Annotated in this window: 16 protein-coding genes and 1 tRNA gene; 6 read left to right on the top strand and 11 right to left on the bottom strand. The window is 63.8% G+C overall.

Translation table 11 applies throughout. The features are described 5' to 3' along the window. The first annotated feature begins 57 nt into the window (after window positions 1-57). Window positions 58-1341, top strand: coding sequence for a PQQ-binding-like beta-propeller repeat protein (locus tag N3J91_14925; GenBank protein ID MCX8157713.1), 1284 nt, complete (start codon window positions 58-60; stop codon window positions 1339-1341). Between the two features lie 116 nt (window positions 1342-1457). On the opposite strand, the gene N3J91_14920 is transcribed toward N3J91_14925, so the two are convergent. The 4 genes from N3J91_14920 to N3J91_14905 all read right to left on the bottom strand — a co-directional run bounded on the left by N3J91_14920 (window position 1458) and on the right by N3J91_14905 (window position 5026). Then, window positions 1458-2738: a 6-phosphofructokinase gene (locus tag N3J91_14920; GenBank protein ID MCX8157712.1), complete on the bottom strand. Its 1281-nt coding sequence runs from the start codon at window positions 2736-2738 to the stop codon at window positions 1458-1460. Window positions 2739-2876: 138 nt separating this feature from the next. Then, entirely contained in the window at window positions 2877-3566 is a 690-nt protein-coding gene (locus tag N3J91_14915) for a hypothetical protein (GenBank protein MCX8157711.1), read from the bottom strand. Then, entirely contained in the window at window positions 3563-4282 is a 720-nt protein-coding gene (locus tag N3J91_14910) for a ribonuclease H-like domain-containing protein (protein MCX8157710.1), read from the bottom strand. Before N3J91_14910 ends, N3J91_14915 begins: the two co-directional genes overlap by 4 nt. Window positions 4283-4447: 165 nt before the next feature. Then, on the bottom strand, window positions 4448-5026 hold the full coding sequence (locus tag N3J91_14905) for a Rid family hydrolase (GenBank protein MCX8157709.1): 579 nt from the start codon (window positions 5024-5026) through the stop codon (window positions 4448-4450). 359 nt (window positions 5027-5385) lie between these two features. On the opposite strand from N3J91_14905, the gene dnaK reads away from it, so the two are divergent. The 3 genes from dnaK to groL all read left to right on the top strand — a co-directional run bounded on the left by dnaK (window position 5386) and on the right by groL (window position 9449). Beyond that, entirely contained in the window at window positions 5386-7326 is a 1941-nt protein-coding gene (gene dnaK / locus N3J91_14900) for a molecular chaperone DnaK (GenBank protein ID MCX8157708.1), read from the top strand. A gap of 153 nt (window positions 7327-7479) precedes the next feature. After that, window positions 7480-7773, top strand: a complete 294-nt coding sequence (locus N3J91_14895; GenBank protein ID MCX8157707.1) for a co-chaperone GroES — start codon at window positions 7480-7482, stop codon at window positions 7771-7773. 41 nt (window positions 7774-7814) lie between these two features. Continuing rightward, a complete protein-coding gene (gene groL, locus N3J91_14890; GenBank protein ID MCX8157706.1) occupies window positions 7815-9449 on the top strand; it encodes a chaperonin GroEL in 1635 nt (544 codons plus the stop codon). Window positions 9450-9524: 75 nt separating this feature from the next. Here groL and N3J91_14885 read toward each other — a convergent pair whose 3' ends face one another. The 3 genes from N3J91_14885 to ruvX form a co-directional block, all read right to left on the bottom strand. Beyond that, a complete protein-coding gene (locus N3J91_14885) occupies window positions 9525-10997 on the bottom strand; it encodes a sigma-54 dependent transcriptional regulator (GenBank protein ID MCX8157705.1) in 1473 nt (490 codons plus the stop codon). 98 nt (window positions 10998-11095) lie between these two features. After that, a complete protein-coding gene (truA, locus tag N3J91_14880; protein MCX8157704.1) occupies window positions 11096-11914 on the bottom strand; it encodes a tRNA pseudouridine(38-40) synthase TruA in 819 nt (272 codons plus the stop codon). Continuing rightward, the gene (ruvX, locus tag N3J91_14875; protein MCX8157703.1) at window positions 11911-12339 is read right to left on the bottom strand and encodes a Holliday junction resolvase RuvX; all 429 of its coding nucleotides are present in this window, start codon (window positions 12337-12339) and stop codon (window positions 11911-11913) included. Before ruvX ends, truA begins: the two co-directional genes overlap by 4 nt. Window positions 12340-12522: 183 nt before the next feature. Here ruvX and N3J91_14870 point away from each other — a divergent pair. Continuing rightward, window positions 12523-12599, top strand: a tRNA-Arg gene (locus tag N3J91_14870). A gap of 25 nt (window positions 12600-12624) precedes the next feature. Here N3J91_14870 and N3J91_14865 read toward each other — a convergent pair. The 3 genes from N3J91_14865 to N3J91_14855 form a co-directional block, all read right to left on the bottom strand. Then, window positions 12625-13983 carry an alginate export family protein gene (locus N3J91_14865; protein ID MCX8157702.1) on the bottom strand — a complete coding sequence of 453 codons (1359 nt, stop codon included), beginning with the start codon at window positions 13981-13983 and terminating at the stop codon, window positions 12625-12627. Between the two features lie 259 nt (window positions 13984-14242). Further along, complete coding sequence (thrS, locus tag N3J91_14860; GenBank protein ID MCX8157701.1) at window positions 14243-16117, bottom strand: threonine--tRNA ligase; 1875 nt, start codon at window positions 16115-16117, stop codon at window positions 14243-14245. Window positions 16118-16349: 232 nt separating this feature from the next. Beyond that, complete coding sequence (locus N3J91_14855; protein ID MCX8157700.1) at window positions 16350-17780, bottom strand: sulfatase; 1431 nt, start codon at window positions 17778-17780, stop codon at window positions 16350-16352. Between the two features lie 176 nt (window positions 17781-17956). Here N3J91_14855 and N3J91_14850 point away from each other — a divergent pair, with 176 nt between their 5' ends. Further along, a complete protein-coding gene (locus N3J91_14850; protein ID MCX8157699.1) occupies window positions 17957-20266 on the top strand; it encodes a hypothetical protein in 2310 nt (769 codons plus the stop codon). Window positions 20267-20349: 83 nt separating this feature from the next. Here N3J91_14850 and N3J91_14845 read toward each other — a convergent pair whose 3' ends face one another. Continuing rightward, window positions 20350-21342 (bottom strand): malate dehydrogenase, encoded by a 993-nt coding sequence (locus tag N3J91_14845; GenBank protein ID MCX8157698.1) that lies wholly within the window; start codon window positions 21340-21342, stop codon window positions 20350-20352. Between the last annotated feature and the right edge of the window lie 33 nt (window positions 21343-21375).

Below are 21375 nucleotides of genomic sequence, written 5' to 3'. Positions count from 1 at the left end.
CCCGCCATTGAAGAAGCCCCTGGCCCGGCGCGTCCAAGGCAACAGCTTTGACATACCATGATGATCCAACCACATACGATACATCGGCTGTATCACTGGATGCTTGCCACCGCCCTGACCGCCCTGACCCTCCCTGCGGCGGACTGGCCCGCCTACCGCGGCCCCCAGGGCAATGGCATCACCCCGGAAACCTTGAATCCCTGGCCCGCCAGCGGCCCCAAAGTGCTCTGGAAAGTCCCCACCCCCCGCGGCTTCAGCTCCTTTTCCGTGGCCGGGGGCCGGGTCTATACCCAGCTCGTAAGCGAGGAACAGGGCGGCGCGGTGGAACAATTGGTGGCCTTGGACGCCAACACCGGCAAGGTCCTCTGGCGCTTTGACATCGGCCCCGGCATCTATGACCGAGGCGGTGACGATGGCGCCCCGGACAATCGCGGCGGCGACGGCCCCCGCTCCACCCCCACCGTCAGCGGCAACCGGGTGTACGTCTTCTCCCAGGACCTCGTGCTGAGCTGCGTGGATGCCGCCACCGGCAAAAAAGTCTGGAGCAAGGACATCCTCAAAGAGTTTCAAGGCCGCAACATCGGCTGGAAAAGCGCCATGTCCCCCGTGGTGGACGGCGATTTTGTCTTTGTGGCCGGCGGCGGCCAGGGCGCATCCATGCTCGCCTTCAACAAAAACACCGGCCAACTGCTCTGGAAAACCGGCAATGAACGCATCACCCATGCCACGCCCGTCGTGGCCACGATTCACGGCGTCCGCCAGATCATCTATTTCATGCAAAGCGGGCTCGTCGCCGTGTCCGTGGTGGACGGACGCGAGCTGTGGCGTTTCCCCTACAAGTTCAACGTCTCCACCGCCGCCTCCCCGGTGGTTTGCGATGACATCGTTTATTGCTCCGCCGGTTATGGCGTGGGCGGCGGCGCCTGCCGCATCACCAAAGAAGGCCAGCAGTTCAAAGCCACGCCGCTGTGGCAGGTGCCGGGCGACACCAAGCTGGCCAATCATTGGAGCACCCCCGTGTACAAGGACGGCCACCTCTACGGCATGTTCAGTTTCAAACAGTACGGGCGCGGCCCTTTGAAATGCGTGGATGTTAAAACCGGCGAAATCAAATGGGAAAAACCCGGCTTCGGCGCCGGCCACATCATCCTGGCCGGCAACAAACTGGTGGCCCTGGCCGACGATGGCCACGTGGTGTTGGTGGAGCCTTCCCCCACCGCCTACAAGGAGCTGGCACGCTACAAAGCCGTCAGCGGCAAGTGCTGGACCACGCCCGCCCTGAGCAACGGCCGGCTCTACGTCCGCAGCACCGTCGAAGGGGTGTGCCTGGACGTCAAATAACCCGCCTCTGATGTATCGGCCAGGCGCGCCGCCCCCCGCAGCCGACGCCTCGGCCCAAAAGGAAAGCCCCGAAAACCGCCCGGTTTTCGGGGCTTTGCCCTAAAATAACACCTGCCCTACGCCCGCGGCGGAAGTTTCTTCTCCACGCGATTCTTGAGCAGGCTCACATACTTCGGCAGGCCATGCTCCATCGGCGGCCGCACCTCGCCCTCAATGAGCGGCAGGGCGTACTCCACAAATTTCTCGTTGGGCATGAAGCCGTCCTCGCTGATCCATTCCCGCGGCAGGAAATGCTCCACGTTGGCAATATCCTGCAACGGCTGCAGATCCGTGCTCCATTGAATCAGGCCACCAGCCCCCACCTGGCGCACAATCTTCACCATGTACCCGCTCTTGCCCTCCACCGCCGCACGCACCGCGGCTTCTCCCACGGCAAACGCGTTGTTCGAGTCGGTCAGGCTGGCGCAATGCGCCGCCGCCCGCTGCGCGTAGCCCAGCAGCACCGTCCGCGTCTTGGTGTTCAGCCGGCCCTGCACAATCTGCTTGAGCTTCTCCGCCGCCCCCGCCAGCACCGGATGGCCAAATGCGTCCAGGCGCGTCTTGTCCGCCCCAATTTCCTCGCCATTCGGGTATTTCACGCCCTCGCCCACCACCACCACGCAATACTTGTAGGCGTCCACCACTTCCTTCACCTTGGCAACGAATTTATCCTCATCGAACGGAATTTCCGGCAGCAAAATGATATGCGGCGGATTGGCCGGATCACCCCGCTTGGCCAGCACCGTCCCGGCCGCAATCCACCCCGCCGAGCGGCCCATCACCTCGATGATGCAGCAGGAGCCGTCATCGGTGGCCATGCTGCCCACATCAATCCCCACCTCCATTACCGTGGTGCAGTTGTACTTGATGACCGACCCATACCCCGGGCAGTGATCGGTATGCGGCAGATCGTTGTCAATCGTCTTGGGCACCCCAATCACCCGCATCTCGTACCCCCGCTTGACCGCCTCTTCATGCACCTTGTGGGAGGTGTCCTGGGAGTCGTTGCCCCCAATGTAGAAAAAGTAGCGGATGTTATGGGCCTCAAACACCTGAAACAGCCGGTCCATGTCCTTGGCCGCCTTTTCCGGCTTCTTCTTGAAGTCAATCTTGTACCGGCAGGTGCCCAGCGCCGCCGCCGGCGTATAGCGCAGCCCCTCAATCGCCCGCCGTTGCTCGTCATTCAAATCAATCAAGTCCTCATTGAGGATGCCCAGGATGCCATTCATCCCCCCGTAGATTTCCTCGATGAACTCATGCTTGCCGGCCTCGGTCACCACCCCCGCCACGCTGGCATTAATGACGGAAGTAGGCCCGCCCGACTGGGCCACCAGTAGATTGCCAACTAATTCAGCCATAATTCAGTTTCAATAATAATACTTAACCTTGCCAACCCGCCCCGCCGCCTGTCAAAGCGGAAAATGAAAAAAATACCACACCTTCACCCTCCCGGCGTCGCCGGGGGGACAAGCACAGCACGGCAATCTGCGGGGGGGTTATCCACTCCCCGCCAGCCAGTCTTGCAATGCCCTCTGCAACACCCCGGCCAACGCCCGCCCGGCCAGATCGGTCTGGGCCCGCAACCGCAGCAGGCCGGGAATCACCCCCGGGGCCTGCAACACGGCGCCCGCCAGTTTCCACGGTGACAGCGGCCGGTCCGGAGTCCCCAGCCGGTTGAAATCCAGCGGCAAATCCTCCCCTGCCTCATCCGAAACGGCCCGCACCGTGGCACAGGCCACTCCCGCCTCCCGGCAGCGGGCCTCAATCCAGGCCGATTCCATCTCCACCGCGTCGGCCCCCGTTTGGGCATGGCATTCCGCCTTCTCGCGCGCCGTAATCAACATCCGCTCCGCACCATGAAAACGCGCCGGTTGCGCCCCGGCCCGCCGCAGACATCCTGCAAACGCATGCCCCGGCTCCATGGCATACAACACCGTGCCCAACCCCAGCTCGGGCCGCAAGGCCCCCGCAAAGCCGCCCGTGATCACCAGCGCCGGCAGGCACTCCCGCAGCACCTCCTCCACCGCCCGCTCCGCACGCGCCCGGCCCCCCCCCGTGACCCGCAGCAACACCCGCGGCTCGGCGCGCACCCACGCCCGCAGCGGCGCCGCCTCGCGTCCCAGGGCAAACATCAGCACCACCGGCCGAAGGGCGGCAGACAGGCCATGGGGAACCGCGCCCGTCATTTGATGCCCGCCAGGCGCTCCTTCCACACCCGGTAAAGCTGCACCGTGGCCTTTACATCCCGCAGGCAATACTCCGCCACCTCCCGATACCGGCCCGCGGCCACCAGCGCCGCCACATCCATGCCCGTCACGCCCTGCATCTTGGGGCTTTCGATGCCAAACGCCTTGCAGTAGAAGTCCAGATTGAACTTCCGTGCCGCCCCATCGCGCCCGCTGACCCCATAAAAGGTGAGCTGCTCCGCCAGGTCACAATGCGGCTCGGCCGTAAAACGGTACCCCAGCCAGTCCTTGCGGCTGATGGGCACGTTGAGCAGCGCGGAGCGCAGATACAAAAAGGGAATATCAAAGGAGCGGCCGTTGAACGTCACAATTTGCTCATAATGTTTGGCCACATCCCAAAACGCATTCAGCATCTCCCCCTCGTCGGGAAATGGCACAAACTCCACCGGCCCGGCCTCGTCGGCGTCATCCTCGTAATCCTCGGCCGTGAACAGCACCTGCCCCCGCTGGCTCTCGGCATTGAGCATCGCAATGCACACCACCTGCGCCGTCAACGGATACAGGCTCATCAGGTGCTCCAGCTCGGCCCGCTTCTGGGCCCGCGCCGCTTCGTCCTCCAATTTCTCCGCCTCGCGAAACAAATATTCGCGCTGCACTTCATCAAAAGCCTCCACCGGCAGGGCGGTGGTTTCAATGTCAAACACCAGCGTTGCCATGATAAGAAAGAAGATTGTGCCCGTGTGGTTGTGCTGCCGACTGCGCCACGTCCCCCAACCTATCGCCGCCCATCGCCCCTGACAAGCCGCAAAACCGGCCGCCGCCGGCCCGCCAGAAAAAGGCCGGCCCGCCCCCACCGGGCCTGGCTTGCGCAGCCGTGCTCGTTACGGCACCAGAATCGCCACCGCCTCGATCTCAATCAACAGATCGCTCCGGCAAATCCCCGCCTGAATCCCCGTGCTGGCCGGGTAGGGATCCAGCCCCAGCGCGTCAAAAAACTCGGTCCGAATGCGGTTGAACTCCGCGTAATCACGGTCAATGTCCCGCAGGTAGCACGTCGTCCGCACCACGTCATGCCAGGTGGCCCCTTCACTCTCCAGCAGCCGGGTGATGTTGTGATAGGTGCGCCAGAGCTGCGCCCGAAAATCCCCCGGATACAACGTCTCGCCATTCGGCCCCACACTGGCGGTCCCGCTGATCAGCAGTTGCGTGTATTGCGCCGGCAATTCCAGCCGCAACCCCCGCGTAAACGCGCTGCCATATACCGGCGCCTCGTTCAACACCCCCGGCGCCGAGATCGCCTTCTTCAAAATCGGTGTCCGCCCCACCGGCAGCTTCTTGAGCATCCCCTTGGGCGCCGGCGCGCTCGGCGGCAAACCCAGCGCCGCTCGTTCTTTTTGTTCTCCCGGACTGTAATAAATAACGGTCGGAGGCAGTTTCGTGCTGACAATTTTCTTCTTCATGTAAAAAACAGCAGGACAGTGACTGAATTAATTTGGTTAATTATCTGCAGATTCGGACGCTTGTAAATTATTTCTTATTCAGCCAGCCCCGCTCCGCCACCACCCCGGCAGGAGCCTGTCCAAGGCTTGGCATCAATTTAACTTCGCAACTCCGCTTGTTTTAGGCCATTCACTCCGGACGCATCTTCATGTGCCAAAAAACATCCCCGATGTGCCATTACGATACACTTTTAATGTGCGACAGCGGCGGCTGGCGTCATTGTATTATACGTAAGTTACTCTCTTACAGCATCTTGTATTTATTTTGCACCGTGGCACCTCGTTTGCTGGTTAAAGCGCGGATTTAACTGAGGTTGAATATGGCAAAAGTATTGGGAATTGACCTGGGGACCACCAACTCCTGCATGGCGGTGATGGAAGGCGGGGAGCCGGTGGTATTGGAAAACAGTGAGGGCAAACGGACTACGCCCTCCGTAGTGGCTTTCACCAAATCAGGCGAGCGGCTGGTGGGCGAGGCCGCCAAGCGGCAGGCAGTCACCAACCCGCGCAATACCATTTTCTCCATCAAGCGCTTCATGGGACGGAAGTACGATGAAGTGCAGGAGGAAATCAAGCGGGTGCCCTACAAGGTGGTGCGGGCCGCCAACGGCGACGCCCACGTGGAGGTGGAGGTGGACGGCAAGCCCAAGACGTTCAGTCCGCCGGAAATCTCGGCCATGATCCTGGCCAAACTCAAAGCCGATGCCGAGATGCGGCTGGGCGAGCCGATCACCCAGGCGGTCATCACCGTGCCGGCCTACTTCAACGACTCGCAACGGCAGGCCACCAAGGATGCCGGCCGCATTGCGGGCCTGGAGGTGCTGCGCATCATCAACGAGCCGACGGCCGCCTCCCTGGCCTATGGCCTGGACAAGAAGAAGGACGAGCGGATCGCCGTTTATGACCTGGGCGGCGGCACCTTCGACATCTCGGTGCTGGAAATCGGCGACGGCGTGTTTGAAGTCAAGGCCACCAACGGCGACACCCACCTGGGCGGGGACGACTGGGACAACCGCATCATGGACTGGGTGCTGGACACTTTCAAGAAGGACACCGGCATTGATCTGCGCAAGCAGCCCGACGCCCTGCAGCGCATCAAGGAAGAGGCCGAGAAGGCCAAGATCGCCCTGTCGAGCGCGCAGGAATACGAAATCAACCTGCCCTTCATCACTGCTGACGCCACCGGCCCCAAACACATCAGCATGAAGCTGACCCGGGCCAAAATGGAGCAGTTGTGCGATGACCTCTTCGAGCGCACGGTCATCCCGGTGCGCAACTGCTTCAAGGACGCCGGCATCACGCCGGAGCAGGTGGACGAACTGGTGCTGGTGGGCGGCATGACCCGCATGCCTCGCGTCGTGGAAACCGCCCGGCGGCTGGTCAACAAGACCCCCCACCAGGGCGTCAACCCGGACGAAGTAGTGGCCGTGGGCGCGGCCATCCAGGGCGGCGTGCTCAAGGGCGAAGTCAAGGATGTGTTGCTGCTGGATGTGACGCCCCTGTCCCTGGGCATCGAGACCATGGGCAAGGTGTTCACCAAGATGATCGAGCGCAACACCACCATCCCCACGCGCAAGAGCGAGATCTTCAGCACCGCCTCGGACAACCAGCCCGCGGTCACCATCCGCGTGGCCCAGGGCGAACGGCCCATGTTCGACGACAACAAGCTGCTGGGGCAGTTCGATTTGGTGGACATCCCGCCGGCCCCGCGCGGCGTGCCGCAAATTGAAGTGACCTTTGACATTGACGCCAACGGCATCCTCAGCGTCAGCGCCAAGGACCTGGGCACCGGCAAACAGCACAGCATCAAAATCACGCCCAGCAGCGGCCTCACCAAGGAAGAAGTCGAGCGCATGCGGCGCGACGCCGAGGCCCACGCCGAGGAAGACCGGCGCCGGCGCGAGGAGGTGGAGGCCCGCAACGAGGCCGACTCCACCATCTATCGCACCGAAAAAATGCTGCGCGACCACGGCGACAAAATCCCCGCCGGCGAGAAGGCCAAAATCGAGTCGGCCATCAGCGCCTTGAAGGACGCCTTGAAAGGCAAGGACACCGCGGCCATCCGCCAGGCCCTCGAAAAGGTCATCGAGGCCAGCTCGGCCGCCTGGAGCGAGGTGTACAAGGCGGCGGGCGCCGAGCGGATGAAGGCCGGGGCCGCCGGCGGCACCGGCGAGGCGCGCAGCAGCACCAGCAGCAGCGCCAACGAAAAACCGGGTGAAACCATCATTGATGCCGAAGTGGTGGACGAGAAGAAAAAATAAACTTTCGCCCGTTCCACCCGGACGCGCGCCCGGAATCAGCGGCGGCGCAGGCCGGGGGGGACGGGCGCCTTTCCCATTTCCCCCGCGGGTGCGGTGGGAGTTGTTTCAAGAAACCTGAACAACAAGCAGTCAACACTAACCAAAACGAACATTATGGCAGTCAAAGTGAAACCTCTCGGGGACCGTGTTCTGGTGGAACCGGTGGAAGAGAAAGAAGTGAAAAAGGGCGGGATCATCATCCCCGACACCGCCAAGGAAAAACCCATGGAAGCGGTGGTCGTGGCCCTGGGCACCGGCAAAACCGACGACAACGGCAAAAAAATCCCCTTTGAGGTCAAAGTGGGCGATCATGTCCTGACCAGCAAGTATGGCGGGACGGAAATCAAACTGGACGACAAGGAATACAAGATCCTCAACTCGGACGACATCCTTGCCGTGTTGGAATAACTCCCTGAAAACCCGAACCTTTAACCTGAACCCAACCGACTATGGCAGCAAAACAACTTCTGTTCGACGATCAAGCCCGGCAGGCCATCCTCCGGGGTGTCACCAAGCTCTCCAAGGCCGTCACGGCCACCCTCGGCCCCAAGGGCCGCAACGTGGTGCTCGACAAAAAATTTGGCTCCCCCACCGTCACCAAGGACGGTGTGACCGTGGCCAAGGAAATCGAGCTGGAGTGCCCGTTTGAAAACATGGGCGCCCAGATGGTGCGTGAAGTCGCCAGCAAGACCAGCGACACCGCCGGCGACGGCACCACCACCGCCACCATCCTCGCCGAGGCCATCTACCGCGAAGGCCTCAAGTTCGTCACCGCCGGCGGCAACCCCATCGGCATCCAGCGCGGCATTGCCAAGGCGGTGGACGCCGCCGTGCAGCAGCTCGACAAAATCGCCAAGAAGGTGAAGGACAAGGAGGAGATCAAGCAGGTGGCCACCGTCTCGGCCAACTGGGACACGGCCATCGGCGAAATCATCGCCGACGCCATGGACAAGGTGGGCAAGGACGGCACCATCACCGTCGAGGAGGCCAAGTCCATCGAAACCACCCTCGAAGTGGTCGAAGGCATGCAGTTCGACAAGGGCTACCTGTCGCCCTACTTCGTCACCAATGCCGAGACCATGGAGTGCAAGCTCGAAGACCCCTACATCCTGGTCTATGAGAAGAAGATCAGCAGCCTCAAAGACCTCCTCCCGCTGCTCGAGAAGGTCGCCAAGGTCGGCAAGCCGCTGTTGATCATCGCCGAGGAAGTCGAGGGCGAGGCCCTGGCCACCCTGGTGGTCAACAAGCTGCGCGGCGTGCTCAACGTCTGCGCCGTCAAGGCCCCAGGCTTCGGCGATCGCCGCAAAGCCATGTGCGAGGACATCGCCATCCTCACCGGCGGCAAGTTCATCAGCGAAGACCTCGGCATCAAGCTCGAAAATGTGGAAATCTCCGACCTCGGCCGCGCCAAGAGCGTGGTGGTGGACAAGGAGAACACCACCATCGTCGAGGGCTGTGGCAAAACCGCCGACATCCAGGGCCGCGTCAACCAGATCCGCCGCCAGATCGAGGAAACCACCTCCGATTATGACCGCGAGAAACTGCAGGAGCGCCTGGCCAAGCTGGCTGGCGGCGTGGCCGTCATCAATGTCGGCGCCGCCACCGAGACCGAGATGAAGGAGAAGAAGGCCCGCGTGGAAGACGCGCTCCATGCCACCCGCGCCGCGGTGGAGGAAGGCATCGTCGCCGGCGGTGGGGTGGCGCTCATCCGCTGCCAGGCCGCCATTGCCGCCGTCAAGGGCGACAATGAGGACGAGCAAATCGGCGTGGACATTGTCAAACGCGCCGTCGAATACCCGCTCCGCGCCCTGGCCGACAACGCCGGCGTGCAGGGCGAAGTGGTGGTCGAGGAAGTCAAACGCCGCAAGGGCAACGAAGGGTACAACGTGGCCACCGGCGTGTATGAGGACCTCGTGAAGGCCGGCGTGGTGGATCCCAAGAAGGTCACCCGCACCGCGCTGCAAAACGCGGCCTCCATCGCCGGGCTGCTCCTCACCACCGAGTGCCTCGTCACCGAGATCCCGGAGAAGAAGGAAAAGCCGGCCGCTGGCGGGCACGGCATGGGCGGTGACATGGATTATTAAGCCGCCTCTTTTTGAGGAACCAGGGAAAACCCCTGCATCACGCGGGGCTGAGTCGCTCAGCCCCGCGTCTTTTTTTTATTCCACCGAAATCTGCCGGCGAATGCCGTAACGCTCCATGCGCTTGCGCAGCGTGGCGCGCGTCATGCCCAGCAGCCGGGCCGCCTGCACCTGGTTGCCGCCCGTCTCCCGCAGAGCCTGCAACACCAGCTCCCGCTCCACCGCCGGCAGCAGCCGCCGCCGCGGATCCTGCCGCGCCCAGTCAAACAGCGCCCGCACCAGCGCCGCCACCTCCCCCGCCCCCGCCGGGGCCGGCGGGGCGGCTGCCGCCGGCGCGGCCGGCCCGGGCGTTGCGGGCACCGCCCGCGGGGCGACGCCCCCCCCGCCCCGCAGCTCGGCCGGCAAATCCTCCGGCAGCAGCGTGTCCCCCTTGGCCACCACCAGTGCCCGCTGCATGACGTTCTCCAGCTCGCGCACGTTGCCCGGCCAGTCATGCTGCGCCAGCAGCGCCAGCGTCTCCGGCGCCACGCCCGGCCGCGGCCGCCCCGCCGCCCGCGCCAGTTTGCGCAAAAAAAACTCCACCAGCAGCGGCAGATCCTCCTTCCGCTCCCGCAGCGGCGGCAGATGCAGCCGCACCACGTTCAGCCGGTAAAACAAATCCTCCCGGAAATTCTTTTCCGCCACCGCCCGCTCCAGCGGCCGGTTGGTGGCGGCAATCACCCGCACATCCACCTTCACCGTCTGGTTGCCGCCCACCCGCTCAAACTCCCCCGATTGCAGCACCCGCAAAATCTTCGTCTGCGTGGCGGGGCTCATGTCGCCAATTTCATCCAGAAACAGGGTGCCGTGATGGCATTGCTCAAACTTGCCAATGCGCTGCGTCGTTGCGCCGGTGAACGCGCCTTTCTCATGCCCGAACAGCTCGCTCTCCAGCAGCGTCTCCGGTATGGCGGCGCAGTTGATGGCCAGAAACGGCTGCTGCGCCCGGCGGCTGTGGCTGTAAATCGCGCGCGCCGCCAGCTCCTTCCCCGTGCCGCTCTCGCCGGTGATCAGCACCGTGGCATCCGAGGCCGCCAGTTGCCCGATGAGCTTGAACACCTCCTGCATCGCCGCGCTGCGCCCCACCATGCCCGTGGCCACATCCTCGGCCGAAAGACTCGTCTCCAGGCTCACCGCCTGCCGCATGGCCTGCGAGGCCCGCAACGCCGCCGCCACCACCTCCTTGAGCTTGGGCACGTCAAACGGCTTGAGCAGATAATCATACGCCCCCAGCTTCATCGCCTCGATCGCCGTCTGGGTGGTCCCGTAGGCGGTCATGATGATGACCGGCAGCCGCGCGTCCGTCTGCCGCAGCCGGCGCAGCGTCTCCAGCCCGCTCATGCCGGCCATGCGCACATCCATCAGCACCAGGTCCGGTTTGAGCCGCGGAATGAGGCGCAAGCCTTCCTCGCCGCTGGAGGCGGTGGCCACCTCCACCTCCGGCCCTTCAAACAACCGCCGGAAGGAGTACTGCACGTCCGCCTCGTCGTCTATGAGCAACAGCCGGTACATAACCTCATGCCCCGCCCCATCCTAGGCCAACGCCCGTAAAAATTCATGAAGAATTTGCCGGCCCAAAAACGCCCCCCCCGGCGGCCGCCGCCGGGCCTTCAACTTTCTCTGGCCGCCGCTGTCGTGCCGGCGGCGGGCAGATCCGCCGGCGCGCGCCCATAAAACACCTTCCACAGCACCAGCCCGTGCGCGGGAGCCGTCATGCCCGCCACGCGCCGATCCCGCTGCTTGAGCATGGCCGGAATGGCCTCCGGCGGGATGCGTCCCAGCCCCACCTGCACCAGCGTCCCCACCATGCCCCGGCACATTTTATACAAAAAACCATCCCCCTCGATGATAAACGTCCACTGCGGCCCGGCCCGGCGAATGTCCAGCCGCGTAATCGTCCGCACCGTGTTTTCCACCTCATAGTTGCGGTTCGCCGCAAAGGAGCGGAAATCATGCCGGCCCAGAAAATAACGCGCCGCCTCCCGCATGGGCGCCAGCTCCAGCGGCCGCGGCACATGCCACGTCAAATGCCGCAACAACGGATGATGCGCCGGATGATTCCACACAAAATACCGATACTGCTTGCCCCGCGCCTGAAAGCGCGCGTGAAAATCCGGCGCGCACCGCCGCACGCTCAACACCCGGATGTCCTCCGGCAGATGCGCATTGAGGGCCAGCGGCCATTTGGCCTCCGGCAGGCGCAGCGCCGTCTCCGGCACCTCCACATGGGCCACCATGCCCACGGCATGCACCCCCGTATCCGTGCGGCTGGACCCGTGCACCCGCACTGGCGCGGGTAGCAGCCGGGCGAAGGCCTCCTCCACTTTCTGCTGCACCCCCACCCCGATCTTCTGCACCTGCCACCCCTGATAGCGGGTGCCCTCGTAGGCAATGACCAGTTTGAATTTGACCACACCGGACACGCTCATGCGCTCGGGGGACGTTGTGCGCGGGCATCCAGAAAACTTTGCAGCAAAATGGCCGCCGCCATGCGGTCCACCGTTTCCTTGCGCTGCTGCCGCCGCACCCCGCCCTGTATCAACAAACGCTGGGCCTGCGCCGTGGTAAGCCGCTCATCCCAGGTTTGTATGGGCACAGCCAGCGCATCCTTGAGAATGGCCACAAACTCCTTCACCTTCAACGCCGCCGGGCCATAACTGCCGTCCATGTTGCGGGGCATCCCCACCACCAGCAGCTCAACCTCCTTTTCCTTGATCAGGGTTTTGAGCCGGGCCAGAAACTGATCAAACGGCTCGGCCGGAATGTACTCCAGCGGCTGGGCTATCAGCTCCATTTCGTCACAAATGGCCACACCCACCCGCTTCGTCCCATGGTCCAGGGCTAAAATGCGCATATCATCCTGCTCCCATCTTCACCGGCGCCGCTGTCGCCCAACAGTATGGCCTCCCCCGCCCCGATGACAAACCAAAATCCCCGGCAGGCTGCCCCCCTCCACCCGCGCCGGGCCGCCGGGCAGGCCCTGATAAAACTGCTTGCACCGGCCGGCCGGGACGATTACATTTTTACGCGCTGGGGCGCATCCATAGCTCAATTGGATAGAGCATCTGACTACGGATCAGAAGGTTTCAGGTTCGACTCCTGATGGATGCGCCATTTTCCTTGCCCCATCCCTGCGCTTTTAGAACTTCATGATGGCCTGCACGTAGAACCAGTGCGCCCCCACCGTGCCCCCGTTGGCCGGCACCAGCGCCGCCGTGTCGCGCAAGTAATCCCCCACGAAGAAATGCCCATAGCCCATCTGCAGATTGACCCAGGGCGTGGGATTAAAATTGGCCACCACATCAATCTCCGTGCCCACAAAGCGGCCCGCCTGGGTGTTGATGCCGTAGCCATTGCCCACCCGCGCGGCGCCGGTCACCGTGTAAAGATAGTCCTGGTCACTGGCCAGAAAGAAGCCCAGCACCTCCGCGGTGAGCGTCAGGTTTTTCACCGGCTTGAGCGTCACATTGGCCCGCGGTATGTGCATGTTCCACCCCCCAAACAAGTCCATGGTGCCATAAAACCGGTGATTGGTGCCAAACAGGCTCTGAAAGGTGTTCACCTCCCCGTCCGCCGGATTCTCGTCCCCCGTGCCAAAGTCGTAGCCCAACGCCAGCCGCGGGCTGGCCCAGGCCTCCTTGAACGTGTACCCCCCGCAGACCCCCCCGCCAAAGGCGTACAAATCACGCCGCAGCCCGCCTTGATTGATGCTGCCCAGTTGGCCGGCCAGCTCCACCGAAAAATCCCACGGACCGTACGCCCCCGGCAGGGACTTGACCCGCACGCCGGGCATGTAAAGGTCGCGCGGCCCCGGCCCGCCAAGGGTCGGCGTGATCGCCGTCGGGGAGCCGGCACTCACGTTGCGCGATACCAGATAAGCCTCCGTCTCCCACTTGGGCACCACGCCGCGCGCCGAGGCGTAGAGGCCAAAGAACCAGTCATAATCATTGGCCACATTAAAATGGCGGTTGTAGGGCAGCACCACCCGCCCGGCCCAGGCATCCACCCACCACTTGTCCCCGCCGTGCAGGCGGAGCTTGGCGGCGTCGAAGGTACGGGGGACATTGCTCCAGTCGCTCACCCCAATGAAGCGCTCGTCCCCATAGGCCAGCTCCTGCCGGCCGATTTTTAAGGTCAGGGGAAAGGCCTTGGGCCGGCCCAGATTCACATAGGCCTGATAGAGGTCAAAACGATCGCGATCCGGCGACGGCGAGCGCACATCGCTATGCACCGTGCTGTCGCGGCCCTGCGCAAACAGGGTGACCCAATCGCAGGGCGTCCACCCCAGATGCACCTTGGTGCGGAAGAGCAGCCAGTCATTGTCATTCGCCAGATTGCGCAGGAAATCCCGGTTGGCGGTGACCCCGGCGTTTTCCTTGACCTCATAACGGACACGGAATTGCGCGCCCAGGTCCCATTTCTCCGCCGCGGGCGATTGCTCCCGCAACCATTGATTGACCAGGCCCGGCTGGCTGTTGCCCGTGGCGCCCCAAGCCATACTCCCAGGACCGGTCACCCCAAAAATGGCACAAACGGCCATCCAAACCCCGCTGTTTATCAAGGTTCTCATAGCACCTGTACCTTATCGGCTGGCCCTGGAAAAACCTTGATAAAAATCAAATTCCCCCTCCCGCAGCCAACCACCGGCAAAGGCCGGGCTCAGAGAATGAACCGCAGGCCCTCCACGTGCGCCCGCCATCGCCGGCGCCGCCCGCCCCCTCCACGCGCAAAGCTCCAGCCGCCGCAGCGGCGTGCATTTAATCCGCCGCCCGCAGCCGGATTTTCTCCAGAATCTCCCGCACCACTTCCTCGCGCGGCCGCACGCCCTGCTGGCCCTTGCCGTGCACCCGCACCGCCACCGCGTTGGCCGCCTGCTCCCGGCCGCCCACCACCAGGATGTGATGCACCCGGGCCTCCTCGGCGCGCTGGATGCGCCCCATGAGCTTGTCGTTGCTGAACTCCAGCTCGGCCCGCACCTGCTGCCCGCGCAACTCCTGCACCAGGCTGCGCCCGTACTCGAGCTGCGCCTCGGTCACCGGCAGCACCCGCACCTGCTCCGGCGCCAGCCACAACGGGAAATTGCCGGCGTAGTGCTCAATCAAAAAGCCGATGAACCGCTCATGCGTGCCCAGCGGCGCGCGGTGGATGCACAGCGGCGTTTTCATCGTATTGTCCCGATCCCGGTACTCCAGGCCAAACCGCTTCGGCACCGCAAAGTCCACCTGGTTGGTGGCAATGGTGAACTCGCGCCCGATGGCGCTCCACACCTGCACGTCAATCTTCGGCCCGTAAAACGCCGCCTCGTTGGGCACCTCCACAAAGTTGATCCCGCTCTCCTGCAACACCCGCCGCACCATGGCCTCGGTTTTCAACCACAGCTCCGGCTCGTTCACAAACTTCTGTCCCAGCCGCGCCGGATCGTGCGTGCTGAAGCGCATCACGTACTTCTCCAGGCCGAAAATCTTGAAGTATTTCAGGTACATCTCGTTCACGGCCTTGAACTCCTCGGCAAACTGCTCCTCCGTGCAGTAGATGTGCGCATCGTTCATGTTCAACGAACGCACGCGCATCAGGCCGAACAACTCGCCGGACTGCTCATACCGGTAACAGCAGCCGTACTCCGCCAGCCGCAGCGGCAGATCCCGGTAACTGCGCGGCTCCGCCGCAAAAATGCGGTGATGATGCGGGCAGTTCATCGCCTTGAGATAGTACCGGCTCACCGCCGCCCCGGCCCCCTCCCCCCCCGCCTCGCCCTCCTCGCCCTTCAATTCCATCGGCGGAAACATGCTCTCCGCGTAGTACGGCAGATGCCCGCTGGTCAGGTACATCTTTTCCCGGGCCACATGCGGCGTGCGCACCCGCACATACCCCGCGGCAAACTCCGTTTCCTTCGCCAGCTTCTCCAGCTCCTCCACCAGCACCGTCCCCTTCGGCAGCCACAACGGCATCCCCGGCCCGGTGTATTCCGGATCCATGAAAAACAGGCCCATCTCCGTCCCAATCTTGCGATGATCCCGCTTTTTGGCCTCCTCCTGCATCTTGAGCCATTCCTCAAGCTGCGTCTTGTTCTTGAAGGCGGTGCCGTAAATCCGCTGCAACTGCGGATTCCGCTCGTCCCCCTTGTAATAGGCGCTGGCCACGCTCGTCAGCTTGAACGCGCCAATGTTGCCCGTCCGCATCACATGCGGCCCCGCGCACAGATCAATGAAATCCCCGTTCCGGTAGTACGAAATCGGCTCCCCCTCCGGAATCTGGTTCAGCAGATCCAGCTTGAACTTGCTCGGCTGCCCCGGCCGCTCGCTCAACGCCCCCAGCCGCCCGCTCTGCGCGTCCCGGATGGCCTGCTCGCGCGTGACCACGATCTTCTCAAACGGGTGGTTCGCCTTGATCTCCTTGCGCATCTCCTCCTCAATGCGGGGAAAATCCTCCGGCGTGATGCGATGCGCGCATTCCAGATCGTAATAAAAACCATTCTCCACCGGCGGGCCGTAGGCAAACTGCGCGTCCGGCCACAACCGCAATATCGCCGTGGCCATCACATGCGCGCAGGAGTGCCGCAGCCGCTCCAGCTCCGACATCTGGTTGCGTTGTTCCAAACTCTTGCGTTCGCCAGCTTGTGCTTGCTCTGCCATATCAATCCTCTTGCCCGCCGTCGCGCCGTCGCCCCAAACAAAAACGCCTCGAACGGTCAGTGCGAGGCGTGGGTGTTCACGGCGGCCTTCACCGTGAACCCTTAGGCGGTCGTCGTCATCTCAGGCGCGGCCAGAACGGTTCGCATCCTGTGCAGCCTACCCCACCCCCCCGCCGTTTGGCAATGCCAAACCCCGCCCCCGCCCCCCGCCTGGGACGGCGCAGCGCGGCGCGTCACCGAATCCGGGCATCGGGCAGCTCGGCCTTCACGCCTTCATCGAGCGGCATCTTGTCCGGCCAGGCCCCGGCCAGCCGCATCAACCGCTCCAGCTCCCGGCGCAGCTCGCGCACCCGGGCGGCCTGCGCCGGATCGCCCATCAGGTTGTGCCGCTCCTCCGGATCCCGCCGCAGATGATACAACTCGGCCAGGTGCCGGTCCGGCCCGCCGTCGCCGTGCGGATAATGGATGTATTTCCATTCGGCGGTGCGCACCCCGCGCACATTGGGCGTGTAAGGGAATTGCTGCTCGTAATTATAGGCGTAATAAAACGACTCGCGCCACGGCCCGCCGCCGGTGCGGGCGAGGGTTTTGAAGGAGCGGCCGTGTGTGCGGGGCAGCGGGGGCAGACCGCACAAATCCAGGATCGTGGGGGCAATGTCCACCGTCAACACCATCGGCTCCACCACCCGCGGCCGCCCAAACACCGGCGGGTAGCGCACAATCAGCGGAATGCGGATGCTGGGCTCGTGCATGGTGCGTTTGTCCACCATGCCATGCTCGCCGTTGAGCAGGCCATTGTCCCCCATGAAGATGATCATGGTGTTGTCCAACTGCCCCACGGCCCGCAACGCTTCGTAAATCCGCCCCACACTGTCATCCACGCTCAAGATCGTCCCCCAGTAGGCGCGGATCATCGCGGCAAAGTCCTTCACCGCCTCGGGCCGCCGGTCGGGAAACTGTTTGCGCCACTCAAACAACGGCCCGTAAATCCCGTGCCAGGTGTCCAGCCGCTGCTTCACCCACGCCGGCTTGTCCTCCAGTTCAAACGCCGTGTCGGGGTACTTGATCTCGACCTGATCAAACACGTTGGAATATCGCGGCTCCGGTATATAAAAGCTGTGCGGCGCCTTGTGGCCCAGAATCAACAGAAAGGGATGGCCCGGCGTCTGGCGCAGCATAAAATCCAGCGCATAATCGGTCACCACCCGGGTGTAATACCCCGGCGGCGTCTCCCGCCGCCCGTTCACATTGAACTCTGTCCCGTAATATTTCCCCTGCCCCTTGTGCGAAATCCAGTAATCAAAGCCCGGCCGCGGCGCGTCATTGTCCTCGCCCATGTGCCACTTGCCAATGTACGCCGTGCGCCACCCGGCGGCCTGCAGCCGGGCGGGGAAATTGGGCAGGTGGGCGGGAAACTCGGTGAAATTATTCAACACCCCGTGCGCGTGCGCGTACAACCCGCTCAAGATGGACGCCCGGCTGGGCGAGCACAGCGAGGTGGTGCAAAAGGCATTCGCAAACCGCACCCCTTCCGCCGCCAGCCGGTCAATGTGGGGCGTCTTGACATGCGGATGCCCCGCGCAGCTCAACGTGTCCCACCGCAGATCATCGCACAATATGAGCACCACATTGGGACGCGGCGCGGCGGCAAGGAGGCCCGCCATCAACCAGCCCACAGCCGCGCCCAATAACACCCTGCACCAGCGCACAAGAGGGAATTGCATGGCTCCTTGTACCACCCGCCCGCGGCGCGGGCAAGCCGCCTTCTCCCCCCGCCCCGCCCCCCGGCGCCGCCGCCTTTTGGCTTGCAGCCTTGGGTGGTGGTCTTAGCATGGGAGCAATGAAAAAGCCCCGTCGGCATTGCTGGATGTTTTTGCTCTTGGGCTGCTTCTGGGCCGCCGGAGGCGGCAGCAGCGCCTGGGGCGCCGAGGCTGCCCTCGAGCCGGCCTATCGCCAGGCCATCGAAGCCGATTGGGCGCGCCAGGAAAAACGCCTGGGCCGGCGGCCGGACGAACCAGCCGCGCTGCAGGCGGCGCTCGGCCGCGCCTCCCACTACCTGGCCCCCGCCCTCCTCGCCGCCTGGAGCAACACGGTGGCCCGCGCCCACACCCTGCCGGAAAATCAGCGGCTGGCCTTGTACCAGCAAATCCGTTGGGCCACCCGCGAGGCCATCCTTCAACAGCCGGAGCTGCGCGGCAAACCCATCCTCTTTCTCAAGCGCAACCGGTTCATCTGCCAGATGCTCCATGAATACATGGGGTACTTCTATGACTATGGCAACGTGCCCCCCGGCGGCGGTGTGTACGTGCTGGAAAATCCGGGACGCTCCTTTGCCATCCGCGATTTGATTCAAGGCCGCCTGCCCGCCGGCAATTACACCACCCTGGCCCTCAGCCTCGATGCCCGCCGCGCCTATTTCGCCTTCGCCGAGCGCGCCCCGGGCCGCACGCCCTTCACCAGCCCCGAACGCCGCGGCTTCAACCTGTACGCCCTGGACCTCGCCGAGGGCGGCCACTTGACCCGCCTGACCCATGGGAGTGAAGACGACTTTGATCCCTGCCCCCTGCCCGACGGCGGCCTGGCCTTCATGTCCACCCGCCGCGGCGGTTTTGCCCGCTGCAACAACCGTTGGGAGCCTACCGCTTCCTACACCCTGCACCGCATGGACGCCGACGGCAAAAACATCCGCCTCCTCTCCTGCCACGAAACCGCCGAGTGGCATCCCTCAGTGCTCAACGATGGACGCATCGTTTATATCCGCTGGGATTACGTGGACCGCTCGGCCGCCAATTTCCACGGCCTCTGGGCCTGCCAGCCCGATGGCAGCGGCGTCACGGCGCTCTTCGGCAATTACACCATGCGCATCAACGCCTGCTACCAGCCCAAGGCCATCCCCGGCTCCGATAAAATCGTTTTCATCGCCGGCGCGCATCATGCCGATGTCGGCGGCGCCCTGGTGTTGCTGGACCCCTCCCGCGTGCGGCTGGACGCCGCCACCGGCGAAGACCGCTTTGACAGCCTGCAAAACCTGACGCCGGAACTGTGTTACGCCGAGGCCGACGGCTGGCCCAAAAGCTACTTCCACAGCCCCCATCCGCTCAACGAGCAGGCCATGCTGGTCTCCTTCAGTTTCGATCCCCTCCCCGGCATGAGCTCCGGCGAATCCCGCGATACCCGCACCGGGCTTTATTACTTTGACCGCCACGGCACGCTGGAGCTGCTGTATTTCGACCCCGCCATCTCCAGCATGTATCCCCACGTCCTGACGCCGCCCCCTCCCCGCCCCCAACTGGCCTCCAACCTGGATCCCGCCCTGGGCGCAGAGGGCGAATTCCTCCTCGCCGACGTGCGCCAGAGTCTCATGCCCTTCCCGGCCGGCCGCCGCGTGGTGGCCCTCCGCGTGTTCCAACTGCTCCCCAAATTCGGCTCGCACACCGTCAATGACCCGCGCATCGGCCATGCCAACGCCGAAAACGCCCGCGCCCTCCTCGGCACAGTGCCCGTCGAGGCCGACGGCTCCGCCTATTTCCGCGTGCCCGCCCGCAAACCGCTCTACTTCCAGGCGGTGGACGAGTCCGGCCGGGCGGTGCAAACCATGCGCAGCGCCGCCTATGTGCAACCGGGCGAACGCCGCGCCTGTGTGGGTTGTCATGAACCCATCGGCACAGCCGCCCCCGTCCGCCCCCTGCTGGCCGCGCGCCGCCCGCCCAGCCGCCTTGAACCCGGCCCCGAAGGCTGCCTGCCCTTCAGCTACCCGCGCCTGGTCCAGCCCGTGCTCGAACGCAACTGCGTCCGCTGCCATGACGGCTCGGCGGGCCCGGGCAAGAGCACGCTGGCGCTGACCGACCAGCCGGAAGGGCCGTTCACCCGCTCCTACCAAAACCTGAAAAAATACCTGCGCTGGTATGAATGGGGCGGCGCCAGCATCTCACAAATTGCCTCCCTCCCCGGCCGCGCCGGCGCCGATGCCAGCCCTCTGACCCGCATTCTGGAGGACCAGAACCACCGGGACATCGGCCTGAATGAGGCGGACCGCCGCGCCCTTTATCTGTGGATGGATGCCAACGTGCCTTTTTACGGCACCTATGACCACGCCGAACAGGCCGCCCAGCGCAGCGGCGCCTTGATCACCCTGACGCCCCACCAATAATGCGTCCCCCGGCGGGCAGCGCGCACGCCGTGCTCTACCGAGACTTTCTCTCTCAGCCTGCGGAGCAGGCCGGGCGTGGCCCTTTACGCCTTGGGCAGCAGCTCAGCCACCATGGCGCGCTCCTCCTTGAGCTCCTGCTCCGTGGCGGCGATTTTCTGGCGGCTGAACTCATTCAACGGCAGCCCCTGAATGATCTCCCATTTCTGGCCGTTGCAACGAATCGGGTAGGAAAAGATTAGTCCCTTCTCAATGCCATAGCTCCCATCCGAGCACACCGCCACGCTGAAACAGTCGCCCGCCGGCGTGGGGGTGGTCAGGCAGCGCACCGTGTCAATCGCCGCGTTGGCCGCGCTGGCGGCGCTGGAAAGCCCGCGCGCCTTGATGATCGCCGCCCCGCGCTGCTGCACGGTGGGAATGAACGTCTCCGTGAACCAGGCCACGTGGGAAATGACATCCGTCACCGGCCGCCCGCTGATGCGCGCATTGAAATAATCCGGGTACATCGTCGAGGAATGATTCCCCCAGATGGCCATGTGCGTCACCTGCGTCACGTCCACGCTCGCTTTTTTCGCCAGTTGCGCCTTGGCCCGGTTCTCATCCAGCTTGGTCATGGCAAACCAGCGGTCCGCCGGGATTTCGCGCGCGTTGTTCATTGCAATGAGACAGTTGGTGTTGCACGGGTTGCCCACCACCAGGATGCGCACATCACTGGCCGCATGCTTCTGCAACGCCTGCCCCTGCCCCACGAAAATCTTGCCATTGATGCCCAGCAAATCCTTGCGTTCCATCCCCGCCTTGCGCGGCACACTGCCCACCAGCAAGGCCCAGTTGACCCCCTTGAATCCCTCCTCCAGACTCGCCGTCGGCACCACGCCCTTCAGCAGCGGAAAAGCGCAATCCTCCAGCTCCATCACCACGCCATTCAATGCCGGCAACGCCGGTTCAATTTCAATCAAATGCAGAATGACCGGCTGCTCCGGCCCAAACAGGGCGCCGGACGCAATGCGAAACACCAGGGAATAGCCAATCTGGCCGGCGGCGCCGGTCACAGCCACGCGAATCGGTTGTTTAGTCATAAATCAATAAGCTGCACCCAAGTTAGGCAGGGA

Source organism: Verrucomicrobiia bacterium (genome assembly GCA_026414565.1).
GTDB lineage: Bacteria > Verrucomicrobiota > Verrucomicrobiia > Limisphaerales > Fontisphaeraceae > Fontisphaera.
Note: the sequence above shows the minus strand (reverse complement) of the source record. Positions and strands in the feature narration are given on the sequence as shown.

Coding starts and splice junctions, on each gene's coding strand:
- N3J91_14925 (MCX8157713.1), top strand. CDS start 58: ATGATGATCCAACCACATACGATACATCGGCTGTATCACTGGATGCTT.
- N3J91_14920 (MCX8157712.1), bottom strand. CDS start 2,738: ATGGCTGAATTAGTTGGCAATCTACTGGTGGCCCAGTCGGGCGGGCCT.
- N3J91_14915 (MCX8157711.1), bottom strand. CDS start 3,566: ATGACGGGCGCGGTTCCCCATGGCCTGTCTGCCGCCCTTCGGCCGGTG.
- N3J91_14910 (MCX8157710.1), bottom strand. CDS start 4,282: ATGGCAACGCTGGTGTTTGACATTGAAACCACCGCCCTGCCGGTGGAG.
- N3J91_14905 (MCX8157709.1), bottom strand. CDS start 5,026: ATGAAGAAGAAAATTGTCAGCACGAAACTGCCTCCGACCGTTATTTAT.
- dnaK (MCX8157708.1), top strand. CDS start 5,386: ATGGCAAAAGTATTGGGAATTGACCTGGGGACCACCAACTCCTGCATG.
- N3J91_14895 (MCX8157707.1), top strand. CDS start 7,480: ATGGCAGTCAAAGTGAAACCTCTCGGGGACCGTGTTCTGGTGGAACCG.
- groL (MCX8157706.1), top strand. CDS start 7,815: ATGGCAGCAAAACAACTTCTGTTCGACGATCAAGCCCGGCAGGCCATC.
- N3J91_14885 (MCX8157705.1), bottom strand. CDS start 10,997: ATGTACCGGCTGTTGCTCATAGACGACGAGGCGGACGTGCAGTACTCC.
- truA (MCX8157704.1), bottom strand. CDS start 11,914: ATGAGCGTGTCCGGTGTGGTCAAATTCAAACTGGTCATTGCCTACGAG.
- ruvX (MCX8157703.1), bottom strand. CDS start 12,339: ATGCGCATTTTAGCCCTGGACCATGGGACGAAGCGGGTGGGTGTGGCC.
- N3J91_14865 (MCX8157702.1), bottom strand. CDS start 13,983: ATGGCTTGGGGCGCCACGGGCAACAGCCAGCCGGGCCTGGTCAATCAA.
- thrS (MCX8157701.1), bottom strand. CDS start 16,117: ATGGCAGAGCAAGCACAAGCTGGCGAACGCAAGAGTTTGGAACAACGC.
- N3J91_14855 (MCX8157700.1), bottom strand. CDS start 17,780: ATGGCGGGCCTCCTTGCCGCCGCGCCGCGTCCCAATGTGGTGCTCATA.
- N3J91_14850 (MCX8157699.1), top strand. CDS start 17,957: ATGAAAAAGCCCCGTCGGCATTGCTGGATGTTTTTGCTCTTGGGCTGC.
- N3J91_14845 (MCX8157698.1), bottom strand. CDS start 21,342: ATGACTAAACAACCGATTCGCGTGGCTGTGACCGGCGCCGCCGGCCAG.